This window comes from Methanobrevibacter sp. (assembly GCF_036307625.1).
In the GTDB taxonomy this organism is placed as follows: Archaea; Methanobacteriota; Methanobacteria; order Methanobacteriales; family Methanobacteriaceae; genus Methanocatella.
Genome location: NZ_JAXJXF010000085.1, coordinates 1 through 20,397, shown reverse-complemented (window position 1 = coordinate 20,397; position 20,397 = coordinate 1). Strand labels below are relative to the sequence as shown.

Sequence of the window (20,397 nt, the reverse complement as noted above, 5' to 3'; positions counted from 1 at the left end):
TGAAAAATTAGGTTTGTCTGAAGGCGATGATGTTACTGCAATCATCAAATCAACTGAAGTTATTATTGGAAAATAAGTTTGTTGTGAATTAAATTATTATTGGATGTGAAAATTATGAAATTAAGTGCAAGAAATCAATTAAATGGTAAAATTACTGGTGTTGAATTAGGTGCTGTAATGGCTAATGTTAAAATTGAGATCACTGAACCTGGTGTTATTACTGCTGCTATTACTAAAGAATCTGTTGAAAAATTAGGTTTGTCTGAAGGCGATGATGTTACTGCAATCATCAAATCAACTGAAGTTATCATTGGAAAATAAGTTTAGGAATTAGGATTAAATTCCTAATAATCCTAATAATACTAAAATAACGAATATAATTATTGCTGCTTTAAATAATGTTTTAAATCCTTTTACCACTGCATAGATTATTAGAAATAATATTAATATTCTAATAATGGTCATTATCATTTTTAACCTCCGGCGAGGATTGTTTTTGTTCCTTCTTCAGAAATTTCTTCTTTTTTAAATTCAACTTCATATTTTACTGTTTCGATTACTTCTTTTAATGCGTCAAGGGTTTCTGATCTGTGTGCGCCTAAAACCGCAACAAGGAACAGCATGTCTCCAGTATAGAATTCTCCGATGTAGTGGACGACTGAAATTTCGTGAACGTTATATTTTATTTTTGCATTTTCAACAATCTTTTCAATTTCTGATTTTGTCTTGTCCTTGTCTGGAGTTGTCAGTATGAGTTTTTTCAAGTTCATGTTTTCTTCTTTTCCACGTACAATTCCTTCAAATGTGAAAATTGCACCGGAATAATCTATTTTACTACTTTTTTTCAATTCAGCTATTAAGTCTGCTGTTGTAACTTTGTCTTCTTTTGCTTCGATTACACGTACAACCATTTTATCTCTCCATTTCATAATATGGTTTTATAATATATATAACTATTGTTATATGTCACTTATTTCCTTTACGGACAGATTTTTCAATCTTTCGATGCCTCTGATTTCAGCCATCACGTCTGCGGTAGCTTTTGGAACCAGTTCTTCCCAATTTCCATCCTCTAAAATTCTGCGTCTGACTTCTGTTCCGGACAAATGCAACCTGTCATAAAGTGGAGGTTGTCTGACTTCAAATCCTTCCTCTTCAAACAGCTGCTTTACCAGGGGATTCCCTGAATAAACGATTGAAAAAGGAGGAGTCATCATCTTAACATGGGACGGCCATATTGCATTGAAGTTGATGTCTTCCATAGGAATTATATAATACCTTTTCGGATCTATATTCATTTCAGCCAGTGCCTGGCTCATCATCACAATCCTTTCTCCTGCTGTGAATGGGTCTTTGAGCTCATGGCTTAACTGTGCGCTGCCGATTCCGATGATAATTTCATCGACTTCCTCAAGAATCTTGTTTATCACCTGGATATGTCCGTTATGGACGGGTTGCATTCTGCCGATTAAAATTCCACGTGTGTTTTTCATAGTATCACTTGTTTACGGTTCTAGACTATCTAAACTATTTATCAGGTTTACTGCAGTTTGCTGTTTTTGTGTCTGTGAATCGGTAATTGATGTTTCCATCAGAAATGTTGGAATGCCTTTTTTGGCAATCGGTTTTGTTACCTTTTCAGGACTTGTTCCTTCGTTGAATTCATAGTTGACCAGATTGACGTCTTTTGATAGTTTATCAACATATGAATTGATCTTGTCTGTTTTGTTGGATAGTGAAAATATAAAATTGGAATATTCATAGTCCGGATTGATTTCATGGACGTCAACGACTATGAACGGATTGTCCTTGGCGACATTGTTTACGACAAATTTGTTTGCCAGCAACTCTCCGGCAGGTCGTGTATCATCACGTGAAGTCAATTCGTTTTTGACTGTAACGTAATAGATTACGAATTTCTTGGTAAGATTTCCGTCTTCACTTTTGGTCAGGTTCTCAAGGGTCCTGTTGATTGCCTCATGAATCTCATGCTCCCTTGGATGAACGCCCAAGAGGATGGCAACTGTTTCGTTTGACGAAGTATTGCCTGCGGTAATCTTATATACTGTTCCATTATCATTGTGTCCGACTTCCGTAATGTTATATGTGTTTGTCTGGCTGTTGTCATGTGAATTAAATACAACCGCAAGGTTAAATATAACGACAGTTATTAAAACCAGTAACAGAAGTTCATATTGATGTTTCTTGTTCATATTTTAACCTAAAATTTATTTTTAATATTGTTTTTTATTTTTTTTAATAAAAATACTTTTTTGATTGACTAAACTTTATAATGGAGAATTAACTAAAAATATTAATATAAATTATGGAGTTCGCATAATGGAAACTAAAAATATAATTTTAATCGCAATAGTGGTTATAGCAATTGTTGCAATTGCAGGTGCTATATTCTTTACCACTGGCGGTTCTGGAAATAATGTAATGGGAGAATCTACCAAATTCAGCAATGCATTTATGGAAGGTTCTTTTTCAGGAAATGCAAAACTGGTAAACAACTCTTCAGAGTATATGGAATCCTATAAGGATGAAAAGCATGACATAACATATAACATTTCCACAGTCGACAATTCAACTGCACTGATGGATATATATTATGTTCAAGGTGTAATGAATCCTGAAAAACGCTCATTCAATGGAAATGATTGGAATATCTATTTCTCTCAAGCTGTTGAAGGAAATAATACAAATAAAACATTGAATATTATTATTTGCCAATGTCAAAAGGAAAAGCAAGGCTATTTGGTTTATATGATTATAGGATCAGATACTAATTTGAATACCTCTGCATTAAATACCTACGGTGAAGTGTATAAAGGTTACGTCGAGCCGCTTCTTAAAAGCTTGACATTGAAGGAAAGTAAAAAGGTTCCGGCCATAAATGAAGAGTTCGGTTTGACTTCAGATCAGTTTGCACAGCAAATGAATCTTGTCAAGCAGTACAAGGCAGGAAACACTTCCGCATTGGATTCATCTTCAGGAGCACAGTAGATGAAAATTACAGTTTTTCATGCAGATGAGTGCGACAGAAAAAAATGCACTTCCATCAAAATGGAGAAAATGGGCAAATGCAGGCTGGTTTATAACATAAACAAAATACCTTCCGGTGCCATTGTCCTAAATCCATATGCTGAAAAAGCTGTATCCTATGAAGACTACAGGTATGTTCAAAGAAGAGGAGTTGTAGGGCTTGACTGCTCATGGAATGAGGTTTCAAGTTCTAAAAAATTCTTCTCTCTTTCAAAATACCACAGGTCCCTTCCATTTTTGGTGGCGACAAATCCCGTCAATTACGGAAAACCATGCATATTGTCAACAGTCGAGGCCATTTCAGCCACATTGTACATCACCCGCTTCAAGGATGAAGCCCGAAAGTTGATGGATGGCTTTAAATGGGGTCATACTTTTTTAGAGTTAAATCATGATTTGCTTGAAGCTTACAGTGAAGCTGACAGCAGCGCCGAAGTCGTTAAAGTTCAAAATGAATTTTTAGCAGAAAAAGGCATCAATTCAAAAGATTAATTTTTTTTCTTTTCTAAATAAAAAAATAGATAATTGTAGATTGAATCTACAATATTAAAACTTGTTTTTTATTTCAGCCAAATGGTCTTTGTTTTTCATTTCATGTCTTTTTTCGGATAATATCTCCATTCCTGCAAATACCAAACCTGTTAAAACAAATGTCAAATGAAGAGCTATTCTCCAGAATTCAACATTCGGGTCAATGTTTGATGTTGCATTCAAAAAGTCCTGCAGCAGTTCGATAAGGGATATTGCCACTACAGAACCAATGATTTTAAGTTTAAGACCTGAAAAATCCAAACGACCCATCCATGAAGGGCGATCCCTGTGCTCTTCGGCAACATCTATCTTTGATATGAAATTCTCATAGCCTGAAAATGCCACAATGACCACCAGATTGGCTACCAGAGTCAAATCCAGCAATTCTAAAACATGAATGATCCATTCGTCATCAGTCAATGTATTCATTATCTGGATAAAGTCGATTACATCCCCTACGAATTTCCATAATATTAAAAGCAGTATTAAAATTAATATTATATACATTGGAGATAAAAGCCATCTGCTTGCAAATAGCAGTTTTTCAGATTTGTCTTCCAGCCAGTGCCTTTTGTCTTTCAGTGAAATATTGTCCTCCTCCTATAAGTATTTTATATTCAGGCTCTCATCACCTGATTTTACATAATCTTTAATTTCCTTTTCAATTTCTAGAATATTGTTGTTGTATATCAAGTTGTTTGAAACATTTTCAAATTCAATATTTTCAACTTTAACAATTGCATTTTCATTATAGATGATGTATGAATCTTCGTGATCTCTTTTGATTATAAATTGAGATGATTTGATATGTGACCTGCCGTTTTCAAGAAATATCAAATTGTTGTTAAAGCTGTCTCTTGTAAATCCGCATTTTTCAATAATCAACTTGCTTTTTTCATCATCACTTTGAAATATGATGTTGGAATACTTGTTTGAAATGTTATTTAGGGATTTGCAGTTTTTCATCCGGACATTTGAGTCATTGAATAGAACGCTTCCCTGTTTAAATGCTTTGTTGCGTTCAAACTGGCATCTTTCCAGTGAAACATTTCCCCTATTGTTGATGGCTCCTCCGTTTTCAGAGACGTTTGATTTAAAAAAGCACCTGTTCAAATCTAAAATGTTTCTGTTGTCGATGGCACCGCCGTTTCCAATGGCTGAATTGTATAAAAAATTGCATTCAGTCATCTTCAAATCTCCGCAATTGCTTATTGCGCCGCCATTGTTGGGATTTGAAATGTTCTTGTTGAAGTTGCACTTTTTCGCCTCAAGTGTGCCCTCGTTTTTGATGGCTCCTCCATCAGATGAAATATTGCTGTCGAAATCGCAGTTGAACAGACTCAGGGATTTGCCTTTGTTGATTATGGCTCCGCCTTCTTTGGATGTGCCGTTTCTAAAGTTAATGTTTGACAAAGAAACATTGTCTGCTGTGATTTTGAAGATATTTGACATTCCCATGGCGTCAATCCTATGGCCCGCTCCGTCAATCCTTAAATTGTTGATGTCAATGACAATCTCATTTTTGCCTTCAAATTCAATATCGCAATCAAGTTTGATTTCACTTTCACCGCTTCGAATCAAATCATTCAGGTATTTAGGTGATTTTGCATCATTTGAATTGATATGTATGAATCCGCCTTGGGTTATGTCATTGATGAACTCCTTTTGAAAACTTTTGATGTTAATGATTCCGACATTATAAACTTCAATGTCCTGTGCTTTGTCGTTTCTTTTAAATTTGCAGGTTTCCAAAGTCAAGTCTGATGAATTGAATATTGACGGTCCCTTTGTTGAGTTGTTGTTTGAAAAATTGGAAAACATCACTTTCAGTGTCTTTTTGTTGTATATTGCACCTCCAAAACGAGCGGTATTGCTTTTAAAATCACATCCATCAATAATCACGGTGCCGTTTTCATTGTAGATGGCTCCACCATTGTCACGGGCGGAATGGTTGTTTATGAAATTGCATTCGATGATTCGCAATTTCCCGTTTCTGTTGTAGATGGCGCCTCCGGCCTGGTCTGGATGCGCATTTTTAAAGGTAATGTTTTTCAGGGTAATGTTGTCTCCTGCGATATTGAAGATTTGTTCCCTGTTTGAGGTGATTGCATGGTTTTTTCCGTCAATTGTGATGTTGTCTGTGTTGATATTGACGGTTTTGGTTAAATCTATGTCCTTTTTTAAAGTGATTTCCTTTAAACCGCTATTGATTAACATTTCTATGTCATTTTCATCAATTTCGGGAGAGGAAATAACCTTTGCAATTCTGTCTTTAAAACCCATACTCTGCACCTTGTTTAATATTATGTGTATTATTAAATATAAATGGTTTTTTAACAGGTCTTAATGAAAGCTTTTGCTTTATATGACTTATATTAGATATTCAATAAAAATTATTCTATATTAAACGAATTAAATTTTCGAATACATTTATTAGGAGGAATAAGAATTTTCAATAAAAAAAATTTATTCATATTGATATTATTGATTATATGTATTTTTTCAATAACGTCAGTCAGTGCAAGTGATTTGAATGCAACTGATGTAAGTGTTATTGATGATATAGGTAATGTTGTATCTGTTGAAAATGAAAACAATGAGTTTATTTCAATTGATGAAAATAATAGTGATGTTGTTTCATTGGATAAAAGTGATGAGTTGGGCGTAAGTAATGACTCAAATATTTTAAGTACTATTCGATATGTAAATCCCGGTGATAATATTGAATCTGCTATTAGTGCAGCAAATTCTGGTGATACTCTTATTGTAAGGGGAGGTACATATGTCATTTGGGATTATAGAATATCTAAATCGTTGACTATTATTGGAGAGAATAATCCAATTTTAACTACTCAACAGCGTGATGACAAAACCATGTTGCTTATTACTGCTGATCTTACTCTTAAAAATCTTATTCTTCAAGATGCAAGAGCACAATGGGGTTCAGCTTGTTATGTTTCTTCTGGTTTATTGACTGTAGATAACTGTACATTTAAGAACAATCGCGCTTCAAAAGGTGGAGGGGGAATATTGGCTGATGATAATGGCAGAATTAAGGTTTCCAATTCACACTTTTCCAATTGTTATGGCAATTATGGTGGCGGTATTAGGGTAGAAACAACAGGTGAAATTATAAATTGTACTTTTGAAGGTTGTAGTGCAGGTTATGGTGGTGCAATTCAAGGTTATGGTGGTGCAATTCAGTTTTATAAAGCTTCATCATCAAAAGTTGAAAATTGCTCATTTAAATATTGTAATGCGGATCATGGTGGGGTGATTCATATTGAAGGAAGTTCCAACATTAAAATTTTAAATTCTCGTTTTGTTAATTGTAAATCATCTGCTGAAGGTAATTCTGCTATAGATACCTATAATAGTAATTATATCTATGTTGATGGCTGTGAATTTGCGGGCTGTTCAGGTTTATGGGGTCCAATAGGATTTTGGGGTACTGTTAATAATATCTATATATCCGATAGTCAATTTTCAGATTGTACTTCTAGTAATAAAGGGGGAGCTGTTTATTGGGACGGTGGTAATACTTTAAATGTTAATAATTGTAATTTTACTAATGTTCATGCATCATCATATGGTGGTGCGATTTACTCACAAGGTGGAAATTATCTAAAAATTAAAGACAGTTACTTTGAAAAGTGTCAAGCTCATACTTATGGTGGAGCTATGGACATTTCTGGGGTTAAAGATGTAAACATTATTGACTGTGATTTTTATGAATGTTTCACTGACATCAATGATGGGGGTGCTATTTCATCTGATTCTTGCACTAATGTAAATATTTTGGGTTGTGACTTTGATTCATGTAAATCAAATGGATTTGGCGGTTCTGTAAGGGTAGTCAATACTGGAAACTTATTAACTATTTCAGATTGTAATTTTTCTGATTCTTATTCAAATATAGAAGGGGGATCTGTTTATTCCAGGAATGTTCCAAATGTAATTATTGATAACTGTGATTTTTTAAATTCATCTTCAAATCTCACAGGAGGTTCAGTATTTATTTTAACTACAACTAATGCCAATTTGAATGATTTGTATTTCAAGGATAGTGATTCTGGAAATTTTGCAGGTTCACTTTTTATTAATGATGTGACTAACTTTAATTTATCCAATAGTGAGTTTATAAATTCTCATGCAAAAATGACTGGTGGTGCAATTCATGTTAATCCTGCAACTAATTTAAATATTTCAGACTGTTTATTTGATAGCTGTTCTGCAGAATTATATGGTAATTCATTAGATATTGGATTTACAAAAAACACAATAATTAAAAATTCAAATTTCACAAATTCAAATTATAATGGTCAAGAAGCAATCACATTCCCTGGCTCTGAAAAATATGAAATTGTGGATTCAATTTTTGATGTAGCTCCAAAAGATGTAATTTGTCATTATAATACAATATTGTCTGCTGATGACCTTTCCATTGTCAACGGTGAACAGTGTACTATCCGAGCTACTCTGTCAAATGTAGCAGGCCCTCTTTCAAATAAAATTGTTACTTTTAGTGTAAATGGTAACAGTTATAGCAGAACTACTTCTTCTGATGGTGTTGTTAGTTTTAATGCTAATGATTATATTGGAGGTTTAGGCAATCATGAGGTTATTGTTAGTTATGAAGGGGATTCCGTTAACAATGCAGTTTCACAAAAAATTAACGTTAAGGTAAATATGTATAGAGCCACTTTAAATCTTACTCAGTCAGGTAAAAATTATTATAATGGTGGTAAATCATTGTCATTTAAAGTAGTTGACTTTAAAACAGGTAATGTTAGGGCTGATGTTCCAATTCATGCGGATATTTATTTGAATGGTAAGTTGTATAAAACTGTAGATAATCAGACAGGTGGTAATGGTATTCTTACATATTCTATGACTTCATTTGAACCAGGTAATTATTCAGTTAAGGCTTATGTAGATGCTCAGAATGTTGATGTTAATGCTGTTGAACAGGATAATATTGTGATTTCTAAGATTTCCGGTGTTATTGAGCTTTCCACTTCCAATAATAATAAGACTTTGAATGTTAAGTTGGTTAATCCTGCCAATGGTGATGTTTATGAAGGTATTCCTGTGAAGTTGCAGTTCAATCCGAATGGTTATGAGACAACTGTTACTACTGATTCAAGTGATTGTGTGAGTGTGCCTTTGATGTTTGATTTGGGCACTTATGGTGTTGTGGCTAGTGTGGATTCCAATGGTTTTAAGGAATTCCCAATTGCAGAATTGCAAAACATTGTGATTTCAACTGCAGGTAAGGATGATTCTGTTGTTAAATTCAATAATGCGATCGTATTTGATTATCTGAAATCCGGTTCCACCACTTTAACTTTAGAGGGTTGTACTGTTACTCGTGAGAAGGTTAGTGTTGATAATCATCCTGAAGCTTCTATTGTTGTGAGTGGCAATAAGATTACTGTTTCTGGTCTTGCTGCAGGCAGTTACACTTTGCGTGTCGTATCCACTCCTGATCAATATCATAACTCTGTTACAAGAACTGTGGGTATTACTGTAAATAAGGTGGATTCTGCTATTACTATTGCAAAACCTGTTTCATTCAGTTATGGTGAGTCCGGTTCAACCAATGTGAATGTCAATGGTGGAAGTGTTGATTATAATGGTGTAAGTGTTGACAATCATCCTGAAGCTTTCATAGGTGTTGTAAACAATGCAATCACTGTTTCCAATTTGCCTGTGGGCAGTTATACTTTAAGAATTACTTCCACTCCTGATTCCAATCATAAGGCAGTGACAAAAACTACTACAATCACTGTCAGTAAGGTTGATTCTAAAATCAGTTTTGACAAGGCAATATCTTTTGTTTATGGCAAGTCAGGTTCTTCTGCTTTGACTTTAACCGGTTGTAGTGTTGTTCGTGAGGGTGTTAGTGTTGATGGTCATCCTGAAGCAGTAATTGATGTTAACAATAATGTTGTTAGTGTTTCCAATCTGTCAGTTGGGGGTTATACTTTAAGAATCACTTCTGTTCCTGATTCCAATCACAATGCGGTTACCAACACTATTGTCGTAACTGTAAGCAAGGCCGACTCAGATGTCAAGTTTTCAAAAGCGATTAGTTATGATTATGGAGGTTCCGGATCTGCCACTTTGACCATGACCGGCTGCAGTGTTACTTTGGGAAATATTAAGGTTGATAATCATCCTGAAGCGGTTATTAGGCTTGAGGGTAATGTTGTGAGTGTTTCTAATTTGCCTGTGGGCAGTTATACCTTAAGAATTACTTCCACTCCGGATTCCAATCATAATGCCGTGACTCGTACTGTTGGTGTTACTGTCAATAAGGCCAGCTCAAAAGTAGGATTTTCCAATCCGATTGAATTTGATTATCTTGGTTCTGGCTCAACAACTTTGATTTTGGGGGGCTGTACTGTATCACTTTCCAATGTTAAGGTTATTGGTCATAATGAAGCTTTGGTTAGCATTAGCAATAATAATGTTGTTAGCATTTCCGGTTTGAATGCAGGCAACTATACATTGCGTGTTGAATCTACTCCTGATGAAAATCACAGGTCTGCTGTTGCTACATTGCCGGTTACTGTAAATAAGCTTGATTCGGATATTGTTTTTATTAAGGATTCCATTTCATTTAAGTATTCTAAGTCTGGTTCCACTCCAATTGTTTTGGATAACTGTAAGGTGGCCAGTATGAGTATTGAGGGCCAGAGTGTTAAGCCTGTTCTTAAGGGTAATGTAATCTCTGTTTCCGGTTTGCCTGTTGGCAAGTATCGTTTAAAGGTCACTACTCAGCCGGTTAATGGTAATTATAATTCTGTTGTGAGGTCTATTCCTGTTGTTGTAAGTAAAAACACTGCAAAAATTACAGTTAAAGAGCAGACTTTTGCCTATAAAAAGGCTGGCAAGTGGGCTATCACTTTAAAAGATTCTACAGGTAAGGCAATTTCCAAGGTCAAAGTCACTTTAAAAGTTTATACTGGTAAAAAAGCCAAGGCTTATTCTTCTACTGCTACCAATTCCAAGGGTGTTGCTTACTTTAACAAGATTAAGGAATTAACATTGGGCAATCATAAGGTTGTTGTGAGCTTTTCACATAAAGGATATAAATGTAAGGCTGTTAGTTCATTTATTAATGTGATTAAGCAGACTCCTGTGAAATTTAAAATAGTTCCTAAATCAAATCTTAGGGGATTCACTATTTCTGTCATTGTTGTGGATAAGTCCGGCAAGAAGTTTGTAAACGGCGTTAAAGTCAAGTTGACTGTGGGTTCAGGTAAAAACAAGAAGGCTCTTACATTGGTTTCAGGTAACTATGGTAAAGGTAAAGGTGTTTGTGCTTATGCCACCAATATGATGCCTGCCGGAACTCATAAAGTTACTGTGACTTCAGCTGTTGTGAATTATGCTGGATCTGCAAGTTCTAAAGTATCTCTCAAGGCAAGCGCCAAAAAGATACCTCCTTGGTGGGAGATAATCTCAAACGGAAAAGCAACATCTCATGGATTAAAATAAAAGTGGTATATCTGCTTTTATTTTACCATTCTCTTTTTTTTAATGAAAGCTTTTGCTTTATCTGATTTATATTGATTATTCAATAGAATAATATCTATATTTATTGAATAAAATTTTTAGGAGGAATACTAATTTTCAATAAAAAATATCTATTTGCTCTGATATTGTTGGTGTTATGTGTTTTTGGCTTAACATCTGTCAGTGCAAGTGATTTAAATGAAACGGTGATTTCGCAAATTGATGATGGGGCAAGTTTGGAAGATGCTCCTGAGTTAAGTGTTGGTAAAAATAATGAACCTGAGATTTTAAGCGTTAACTATACTCCACAGAATTTCAGTGAAATTCAAACTGCAGTTGATAATGCCAGCGATGGGGACATAATAACTATTGATGGATACAATTTATTTAAAGATACAATTGCAGTTAACAATTCTTTAACATTTGTTGGAAAAAACAATGCTACAATCGATGGAAATAACAGTATAAAATTATTTGCAGTAAATGCGAAAGGTGTTGTATTTGAAAATATCACTTTCATGAATGGCATTGCATTTGAGGGCACTGGCATATCCTGTGTGGACTGCAGTTTTGTCAATAATTCTGTTGAAAAGATTGTTCCTGTTGCAGGTAAAGATACTGCCCAGATTACTGTTAAAAAGCAGACTTTTGCCTATAATAAAAATGGCAAGTGGGCAATTACTTTAAAGGATTCCACAGGTAAGGCAATTTCCAATGTGAAAGTCACTTTGAAGGTTTATACAGGCAAGAAGTTTAAGACTTATACTTCCACCGCTACCAATTCCAAAGGTGTTGCTTACTTTAACAAGATTAATGAATTGGCATTGGGAAACCATAATGTTGTTGTGAGCTTTTCAAATAAAAACTATAACTGTAAGGCTGTCAGCTCATCCATTAATGTAGTCAAACAGACTCCGGTTAAGATTAAGGTTATTTCCAGAACCACTTCTAAAGGATTTTCTGTTTCAGTCATGGTTAAGGATAAGTCCGGCAAGAAGTTTGTCAACGGCGTTAAGGTCAAGATGACTGTTGGTTCAGGTAAAAACATGAAGACTGTTACATTGGTTTCCGGTAACTATGGTAACGGTAAAAGTGTTTGCGCTTATTCCACCAATATGATGCCTGCCGGAACTCACAAGGTTAGCGTGACCTCTGCTGATATTAAGTATGTTGGATCTGCTGCTTCTAAGGTGACTCTCAAGGCAAGTGCCAAAAAGTATGGTTCTTGGTGGGAGAAAATCTCAAACGGAATCAACACATCCTATGGGTTGAAATAAAAACGGTTAATTCTGCTTTTATTTTACCAATTTCTTTTTTTTTTTTAATGAAAGCTTTTGCTTTATATGACTTATATTACATATTCAATAAAAATTATTCTATAGTAAACGAATAAAAATTTTTTATTTTCAATTTTATAGGAGGAATGAGAATTTTCAATAAAAGAAATGTATTTGTTATGATATTGTTGATGTTATGTATTTTTACTGTAACGTCTGTCAGTGCAAGTGATTTGAATGCAACTGATGATGTTATTACTGCGGTGAATACAGTTGATGAAATAAGTGTAAATGAAAAAACAGAGATTTTAAGTGTAAATTATACTCCTAAAACTTTTGATGAAATTCAAACAGCTGTTGATAGTGCAAGTGATGGAGATACAGTTATTTTGGATGGTTATTATCAGTTTAACAGTACTGTTACAGTATATAAACAATTGAATTTTGTTGGAATAAATGATGCAACAGTTGATGGGAATAAAAATGTGGGATTATTCATTGTATCGGATAATGGAGTTACATTTAACAATATTACTTTTAAAAATGGTAATTCTGCTAATGATAAAGGGGGTGCTATTTACTTTATTAAGAATGTAGATGGTGGTTATGTTATGAATTGTAATTTTGTTGGCAATTCTGCTCTTGGTGGTGGTGCTATTTATTTTGCTAAGGGTGGTAATATTGTGAATTGTAGTTTTATTAATAATATTGGCATAAGTAGTGCTATGACTGGCGGTGCTGTTTTTTTTTAATAAAGGTGGTTCTGTTGTAAATTGTTCTTTTGTCAATAACACTTCTCCACGTGGTGGTGGTGCTATTACTGGTAGTGATTATTCAGTTATAATGTGTAGTTTTATTAATAATTCATTGGGGAATATATACTCTGGTCCAGGTGGTTCAGCTATTTGGTTAATTAGTAGGGAATCTAATTCTTATATTAAAGATTGTATTTTTATTGATAATTCTGCTACTAGCAACGGCGGTACTATTTATGTAGGTGCTGTTTCTGTTATAAATTGTAGTTTTGTGAGTAATCACGCTAAAAATGCTGGTGCTATTTATTGTGATGAGACTAGTAAAATGAGTTATTTTATTAATTGTAGTTTTGTTAATAATTCTGCAGATTGTGGTGGTGCAATTTTTGGTGGTTCTGTTGTGGATTGTTCTTTTGTTAATAATCATGCAGATAGTTTTGGTGGTGCTGTTTATAATGCGAAAATTATTGGTGATTATAAGTTTTATAACAATAGTGCAACAACTGGAAATGATACATATAATGTAACATTCATTAATTCAGACTCTTTTTCAAATTTAAATTTATTAATAAACAATAATACTGATTCTGATATTTATCTATTTAAAAATTTCATGTTTATAAATACTGATTCTGATTTTATTGAGGGTATTACTATTAATCGTGATGTGACCATTCATGGTAATGGGTTTACTATTGATGCAGATAATAAAGCTAAAATTTTCAAAATTACTAAGGGGAATGTGGTTTTTAAAGACATAATTTTTACTAATGCTTTAAGTGCTGTTAGCTTTAATTCTATTGGCGATAGTGGCAGTGCTTTTGTGAATTGTTCTTTTGTTAATAATCATGCCGATAGTTCTGGAGGTGCTGTTTACTTGAGTAGTGGTGGTTCTATTGTGAATTGTACTTTTATAAATAATTCCGCTACATCTAAAGGTGGTGCTGTTTACTTGAGTAGTGGTGGTTCTATTGTGAATTGTACTTTTATTGATAATTCTATTTATTCTAAATATGGTAAAGTGTATGGTGGTGCTGTTTATTTGGATAATGGTGGTTCTATTGTAGATTGCACTTTTATGGGTAATGTTGCTTCTGGTTTTGCCCCATATGGTGGTGCTATTTATTTGAGTAGTGGAGGTTCTGTTGTGAATTGTACTTTCGAAGAAAATAATGGTGGTGATGGAGGTGCTATTTACTTTGATAGTGGTTCTGTTGTGAATTGCAGTTTTGTTAATAATGCAGCTAACCGAGGTGGTGGAATCTGTTTGTATACTTTAAATACTAAAATAATAAATATGTGTACATTTGTCAATTCTACTATTTCTAATAGTACTAATTGTAAGTATGATATTGTTAATTGTATTTTTGATGAACCTCCTATCGGTTTGAAATATCATTATGAGATGTTTTTAAATATGGATATGAGTAATTATAATAAAACTATAGTTTTTAAATTATCTAATATGTTTGGTCCTATGGGGGGAAAAATAATTGCATTTAATATTAATGGAAATGAAATTAATAGAACTACTGATTCTGATGGGTTAATTAGCTTTAATTTTTCTGAAGGAGGTAATTATTCTGTTTTTGCTAGTTTTGGTGGTGATGAGATTTGTGATTCAAGTTCAATAACTACAAATATTTTTGTAAATTGTATTTCATTATCTGTTAATGATTTAAATATTATTAAAGGTGATGTTGGTTATTTGGTTGCTAATTTATCTGATATTGGAGGTCCCTTATCTAATAAAAATATAACATTTAGAATAGGTAATAAAAGGTATAATGTTACAACTAATGAGCAGGGTTTAGCTAATTTTGAAATTTCAAATTATTTAACTGAATTTGGTAATTATGTAATAAATGTTAGTTTTGTTGGTGATGATTCATTTTATCCAGTTTCAATAAATGTTAGTGTTAATGTAGTGAGATATTTAGGAGAGTTAACTATTGCTCAAGAAGGTAAATATTATGGTGATACAAATTTAACATTCCATTTAGTAAATTTAAAAAATAATGAATCAATTGTTGATGCTCCAATTATTATTATATTGGCTAATAATACTCCTATAACCTTATTCACTAATTCAATGGGTGCAGCGACTTATGAAGTTTCATTGCCTCCAGGAAGTTATAATGTTAATGCAAGTGTTTCCATTCCCTATGTTAAAGTGAATGATGCAGAGCTAATTTTTCATGTTTCTAAAATCATGGGTGAAATTAAAATTACTCAGGATGAAGATTGCAGGCTTTTACATATAAAAGTTTTTAATATAACAACTGGAGAGGTATTTAAAGGATTTAATGTGACTCTTCATTTTGAACCTAATGCTCAGTTTAGAAATGTGAAAACTGATGAATATGGTATTGCAAATTTTACAATGCCTTTTACTCCTGGAAATTATTCCGTTGAAGCTTATGTTGATGGGGAATATATGGAATTCAACACTGCCAGATTAGACAATATTGTCATTAACAACAATGTTAATTCAGTTGTCTCTTTTGTTCCTGAGATTTTAACGTTTGATTATTTGGGCAGTGGAAAAATTGGACTGTATCTTAGTGGATGTACAGTAAAACTTAGTGATATTAGCGTTATTGATCATCCTGAAGCAATCATTTCTTTAAATAATAATGAAATTACTGTTTCTGGTTTGGATGCTGGCGTTTATACTTTGAAAGTGGTTTCCGATCCGTTCACTAATTATAATTCTGTAACACGCACAACCAATATCGTTGTAAATAAGATTGATTCTACTCTTATCTTAAACCCAACATCTTTTGATTATGGTAAATCCGGTTCAGTAGAATTCAATGTTGATGGCTGCCAGATTATTAAGGATAATATTCGGATTTTAAATCATCCTGAAGCAATCATTGCTTTAAGTGGTAATAAAATTACTGTTTCTAATTTGTCTGCAGGCACTTATACTTTGCAGGTCACATCCAGTCCTGATGATAATCATAATGCAGTCACTGTAAATACAACAATAACAGTTAATAGGGTTGATTCAAGCATTAATCTAACATCAATATCTTTTGATTATGGTCAAACTGGATCTTCTAATGTTAATGTTGTTGGAGGTTCTGTTTTACGCAGTAACATTCAGGTTTTAAATCATCCTAATGCCAATATAAACATTTATGATAATATAATTAGTGTTTCTGGTTTGGATGCTGGTAGTTATACTTTGCAGGTTACCACAACTCCTGATGATAATCATAAAGCAGTCACTGGAACAACATCAATTACTGTTGGTAAGGTTGATTCTAGTTTAAATATTACAAAAGCAATTGTTTTTGATTATGGTAGTTCTGATTCAACCAGTATTGAGATTAGTGGTTGCAGTATTAATTCAAATAACATTAAAATTTTAAATCATCCTGAAGCCACTGTTGTCTTCAGCGGTAAAGTTATTAGTGTTTCTGGTTTGGATGCTGGTAGTTATACTTTGCAGGTTACTACAACCCCTGATAATAATCATAAATCAGTTACCAAGACTATAGGTGTAACTGTTAATGAAATTGCATCAGATGTTATATTTGTAAATCAGCCATTATCATTTGATTATGGTGGTTCAGATTCTACAGCTTTGGTTCTCACTGGATGTAGTGTTGATTTAAATAATATAAAAGTTATTGGTGCTCAAGCTAATATTGCTCTTAAAAACAATGAAATTACTGTTTCTGGTTTGGATGCTGGTAGTTATACTTTGCAGGTTACAACAACTCCGAACAAAAATTATAAATCAGTAACTAAAACAATTAACGTTATTGTTAATAAAATTGATTCAACTATTAGCTTTAATGAAACTGGATTGGTATTTGACCAAGGCGATTCCGCTTCAGTTAAAATTACTGTTGGCGGAGGCAGTGTTGGTAAAATTGGAGTAGATAACCATCCTGAAGCTATTATTACAAATAATGGCAATGAATTTACAATTTCCAATTTGAATTATGGTAGTTATATGTTGACTGTAGTTTCAAATCCGGATAAAAATCATAATGCAATTTCTAAATCTTTAGATATTACTGTTAATAAGATGCTTTCAAATGTTACCTTTGGTGGAGATATTGTCTTTGATTATGGTGATTCTGGTTCTACATGGATTAAGGTAATTGGTGGTGGTGTTTCACCGTCTGATATTAGTATTGTTGGTCACAGTGAAGCAGATATTACCATGACTTCTAATAATATTATCTTCGTATCAAATTTGAATGTTGGGGTTTACACTTTAAAAGTCATTACCACTCCTGATGAAAATCACAGATCTGTTGAGGCAACCGTTCCGGTTATTGTAAATAAGGCTAATTCAACTGTTGAGTTTAATGATATTTCATTTGACTATGGTTTATCTGGTTCTACAAGTGTTAGTGTAGATGGTGGTAAATTATTGCTTTCTGATATTAGTGTTATTGGTCAGAGTGATGCTAAAATTACTTACAACGGCAAATCTATTACCGTTAGTGATTTGGATGCCGGTAGCTACACTTTACAGGTTACCACAACTCCGGATAGCAACCATAATGCTGTAAATGCTACAGTTAATGTTTATGTCAATAAAGTTGATTCAGTACTTGTTTTAAGTGATGATATTGTCTTTGATTATGGTGATTCTGGTTCTACTGTAATCACTGCTGGTGGAGATGATGTTTCACTTTCAGGCATTAGTGTTGTCGGTGAGGAGAATGCTAAAATCAGTTTAAATAACTATAAGATTACTGTTTCCAATTTGGATGCAGGTAGATACACCTTGCGTGTCACTACATCTCCTGATAAGAATCATAATCCTATTACACGCAATGTTGATATTGTTGTAAATAAGGTCGATTCTGTTATTGGTCTTACTAATGCAGTAATATTTGATTATGGTGGTTTTGGTTCTACAAATGTAACTGTAATTGGTGGGGATGTTAAATATTCTGGAATTAGTGTTGATGATTATGATAATGCCAAAATCAGTTTGAATGGTCGTGAAATTACTGTTTCCAATTTGGATGCAGGTACATACATTTTACGAGTTGTAACCTCTCCTGACAAGAATCATAATTCAGTAACAGGTACGACTTCAATAATTGTTAATAAGATAGATAGTGAACTGTCATTTAAAAATAATGTTAGCTTTGATTATGGAAGTTCCGGTTCAACTGGTGTGATAATGAGTGGATGTAGTGTTGAAAGAAGTGGAGTTAGTGTCATCAATCACAATGAAGCTGTTATAAGTGTTGTTGGAGATACTATTGCAGTTTCCAATTTAGCGGTTGGTAATTACACTTTGCGTGTTGTTTCAACTCCGGACCGCAATCATAAAGCAGTAACCAAAACAGTAGAAATTACTGTTGCCAAATCCGATTCAAGTGTTGGATTTACTAATGATATATCATTTGATTATGGTTCTTCAGGCACCACTACTCTGATTTTGGATGGATGCAGTGTTGATGTCAAGGATATTAAGGTTGTTGGCTTCGATGCTTTGATTGATATTAATGACAATAATATGGTTACAGTTTCTGGCTTGGATGTTGGCTTTTATAATTTAAGTGTCACATCTGCTCCTGATTCAAATCATAAATCCGTTACCCGATTCGTTGGTGTGACTGTCAAAAAAGTTGATTCAAATGTTGAATTTGATAAAAAAGAATTGTCATTTGTCTATGGTGGTTCTGGTTCTGTTGGTGTTAATGTTGTTGATGGTAGTCTTTCTAAGGACAATATTCTTGTTTTAAATCATCCTGAGGCTAAAATTCAGTTAAATGGTAATGTTGTAACTGTTTCTGGTTTGAATGCGAATACTTATACATTAACTGTAACTTCAATCGGTGACAAGAATCATAATGACTTTACAAACAGCATTGATGTTATTGTCACTAAAGCCAGCTCCGTTATAAACTTTACAAATGATGTGGTGGTATTTGATTATGGTGGTTCTGGTTCTGTTGGTGTTAATGTAGTTGGAGGTACTCTTTCTGAAGGTAATATTCGTGTTTTAAATCATGGTGAAGCTGAAATTCATTTAAAAGATGGTTCTATTATTGTTTCTGGTTTGAATGTGGGTAAGTATACATTAAGTGTTACTTCTTCTCCTGATTCCAACCATGTGGCTGTAACTAAAACTGTCGGAATTACTGTGAACAGAGTTGATTCTTCTATTGATTTTGACAGTAATCTGATTTCATATGCTTATGGTAGTTCAGGGTCTGTTGGTGTAAATGTTGTTGGAGGTACTATCTCTATTAGTGATGTTATTATTGTTGGATCTGAGGCTAAACCAACATTTAAAGATAATAAGATTACAGTTTCCGGTTTGGATGTTGGTGATTACACTTTAAAAGTTACTACAACCCCTGACAGCAATCATAATTCCGTTTCAGGAACTATCAATGTAAGTGTTAGCAAGTCCAAATCTAAAATTGATTATACTAATGATATATCCTTTGATTATGGTGGTTCAGGCATTACTACTCTGATTTTGGATGGGTGCAGTGTTGATGTCAAGGATATTAAGGTTGTTGGCTTCGATGCTTTGATTGAGATTAATGACAATAATATGGTTACCGTTTCTGGTTTGGATGTTGGCTTTTATAATTTAAGTGTCACATCTGCTCCTGATTCCAATCATGAATCCGTTACCCGATTCGTTGGTGTGACTGTCAAAAAAGTTGATTCAAATGTTGAATTTGATAAAAAAGAATTGTCATTTGTCTATGGTGGTTCTGGTTCTGTTGGTGTTAATATAGTTGGTGGTAGTCTTTCTAAGGACAATATTCTTGTTTTAAATCATCCCGAGGCTAAAATTCACTTAAACGGTAATATTGTAACTGTTTCTGGTTTGAATGCGAATACTTATACATTAACTGTAACTTCAATCGGTGACAAGAATCATAATGATTTTACAAACAGCATTGATGTTATTGTCACTAAGGCCAGTTCTTCTATAAACTTTACAAATGATGTGGTATTTGATTATGGGGGTTCTGGTTCTGTTGGTGTTAATGTAGTTGGAGGTACTCTTTTAGAGGGAAATATTCGTGTTTTAAATCATGGTGAAGCTGAAATTCATTTAAAAGATGGTTCTATTATTGTTTCTGGTTTGGATGTGGGCAAGTATACATTAAGTGTTACTTCTTCTCCTGATTCCAACCATGTGGCTGTAACTAAAACTGTCGGAATTACTGTGAACAGAGTTGATTCTACTATTGATTTTGACAGTAATCTGATTTCATATGCTTACGGTAGTTCAGGGTCTGTTGGTGTTAATG

Annotated in this window: 12 protein-coding genes and 1 pseudogene; 8 read left to right on the top strand and 5 right to left on the bottom strand. The window is 33.6% G+C overall.

The window, feature by feature from the left end:
• A pseudogene (locus tag UIB65_RS05315) lies at positions 1-76 on the top strand (molybdenum-pterin-binding protein); the annotation flags it as partial.
• A gap of 38 nt (positions 77-114) precedes the next feature.
• On the top strand, positions 115-321 hold the full coding sequence (locus UIB65_RS05310; RefSeq protein WP_330040064.1) for a TOBE domain-containing protein: 207 nt from the start codon (positions 115-117) through the stop codon (positions 319-321).
• Between the two features lie 152 nt (positions 322-473).
• On the opposite strand, the gene UIB65_RS05305 is transcribed toward UIB65_RS05310, so the two are convergent.
• The 3 genes from UIB65_RS05305 to UIB65_RS05295 are packed head-to-tail and all read right to left on the bottom strand — an operon-like array spanning position 474 to position 2,213.
• Positions 474-911 carry a molybdenum cofactor biosynthesis protein MoaE gene (locus tag UIB65_RS05305; protein ID WP_330040062.1) on the bottom strand — a complete coding sequence of 146 codons (438 nt, stop codon included), beginning with the start codon at positions 909-911 and terminating at the stop codon, positions 474-476.
• 48 nt (positions 912-959) lie between these two features.
• Positions 960-1,493 carry a nicotinamide-nucleotide adenylyltransferase gene (locus UIB65_RS05300; protein ID WP_330040061.1) on the bottom strand — a complete coding sequence of 178 codons (534 nt, stop codon included), beginning with the start codon at positions 1,491-1,493 and terminating at the stop codon, positions 960-962.
• A gap of 12 nt (positions 1,494-1,505) precedes the next feature.
• Complete coding sequence (locus tag UIB65_RS05295) at positions 1,506-2,213, bottom strand: hypothetical protein (protein WP_330040060.1); 708 nt, start codon at positions 2,211-2,213, stop codon at positions 1,506-1,508.
• A 127-nt stretch (positions 2,214-2,340) separates the two neighbouring features.
• On the opposite strand from UIB65_RS05295, the gene UIB65_RS05290 reads away from it, so the two are divergent.
• Both UIB65_RS05290 and UIB65_RS05285 read left to right on the top strand, forming a co-directional pair.
• Positions 2,341-3,009, top strand: a complete 669-nt coding sequence (locus UIB65_RS05290; protein WP_330040059.1) for a hypothetical protein — start codon at positions 2,341-2,343, stop codon at positions 3,007-3,009.
• On the top strand, positions 3,010-3,540 hold the full coding sequence (locus tag UIB65_RS05285; RefSeq protein WP_330040058.1) for a DUF367 family protein: 531 nt from the start codon (positions 3,010-3,012) through the stop codon (positions 3,538-3,540).
• 54 nt (positions 3,541-3,594) lie between these two features.
• Here UIB65_RS05285 and UIB65_RS05280 read toward each other — a convergent pair whose 3' ends face one another.
• Together UIB65_RS05280 and UIB65_RS05275 are read right to left on the bottom strand one after the other, a co-directional pair.
• A complete protein-coding gene (locus UIB65_RS05280) occupies positions 3,595-4,119 on the bottom strand; it encodes a YqhA family protein (RefSeq protein ID WP_330040065.1) in 525 nt (174 codons plus the stop codon).
• 60 nt (positions 4,120-4,179) lie between these two features.
• A complete protein-coding gene (locus UIB65_RS05275) occupies positions 4,180-5,862 on the bottom strand; it encodes a hypothetical protein (protein ID WP_330040057.1) in 1,683 nt (560 codons plus the stop codon).
• Between the two features lie 201 nt (positions 5,863-6,063).
• On the opposite strand from UIB65_RS05275, the gene UIB65_RS05270 reads away from it, so the two are divergent.
• The 4 genes from UIB65_RS05270 to UIB65_RS05255 all read left to right on the top strand — a co-directional run.
• A complete protein-coding gene (locus tag UIB65_RS05270) occupies positions 6,064-11,085 on the top strand; it encodes a right-handed parallel beta-helix repeat-containing protein (protein ID WP_330040056.1) in 5,022 nt (1,673 codons plus the stop codon).
• A gap of 167 nt (positions 11,086-11,252) precedes the next feature.
• Complete coding sequence (locus UIB65_RS05265) at positions 11,253-12,380, top strand: hypothetical protein (RefSeq protein WP_330040055.1); 1,128 nt, start codon at positions 11,253-11,255, stop codon at positions 12,378-12,380.
• 146 nt (positions 12,381-12,526) lie between these two features.
• Complete coding sequence (locus UIB65_RS05260) at positions 12,527-13,132, top strand: hypothetical protein (protein ID WP_330040054.1); 606 nt, start codon at positions 12,527-12,529, stop codon at positions 13,130-13,132.
• Positions 13,116-20,397 (top strand): hypothetical protein (locus tag UIB65_RS05255; protein ID WP_330040053.1); only part of this gene is annotated, 7,282 nt, incomplete at its 3' end. The genes UIB65_RS05260 and UIB65_RS05255, both read left to right, overlap by 17 nt.

Excerpts from the sequence above, each read along its gene's own strand:
- UIB65_RS05310 (WP_330040064.1), top strand. The coding sequence starts at position 115 with ATGAAATTAAGTGCAAGAAATCAATTAAATGGTAAAATTACTGGTGTT.
- UIB65_RS05305 (WP_330040062.1), bottom strand. The coding sequence starts at position 911 with ATGGTTGTACGTGTAATCGAAGCAAAAGAAGACAAAGTTACAACAGCA.
- UIB65_RS05300 (WP_330040061.1), bottom strand. The coding sequence starts at position 1,493 with ATGAAAAACACACGTGGAATTTTAATCGGCAGAATGCAACCCGTCCAT.
- UIB65_RS05295 (WP_330040060.1), bottom strand. The coding sequence starts at position 2,213 with ATGAACAAGAAACATCAATATGAACTTCTGTTACTGGTTTTAATAACT.
- UIB65_RS05290 (WP_330040059.1), top strand. The coding sequence starts at position 2,341 with ATGGAAACTAAAAATATAATTTTAATCGCAATAGTGGTTATAGCAATT.
- UIB65_RS05285 (WP_330040058.1), top strand. The coding sequence starts at position 3,010 with ATGAAAATTACAGTTTTTCATGCAGATGAGTGCGACAGAAAAAAATGC.
- UIB65_RS05275 (WP_330040057.1), bottom strand. The coding sequence starts at position 5,862 with ATGGGTTTTAAAGACAGAATTGCAAAGGTTATTTCCTCTCCCGAAATT.
- UIB65_RS05260 (WP_330040054.1), top strand. The coding sequence starts at position 12,527 with ATGAGAATTTTCAATAAAAGAAATGTATTTGTTATGATATTGTTGATG.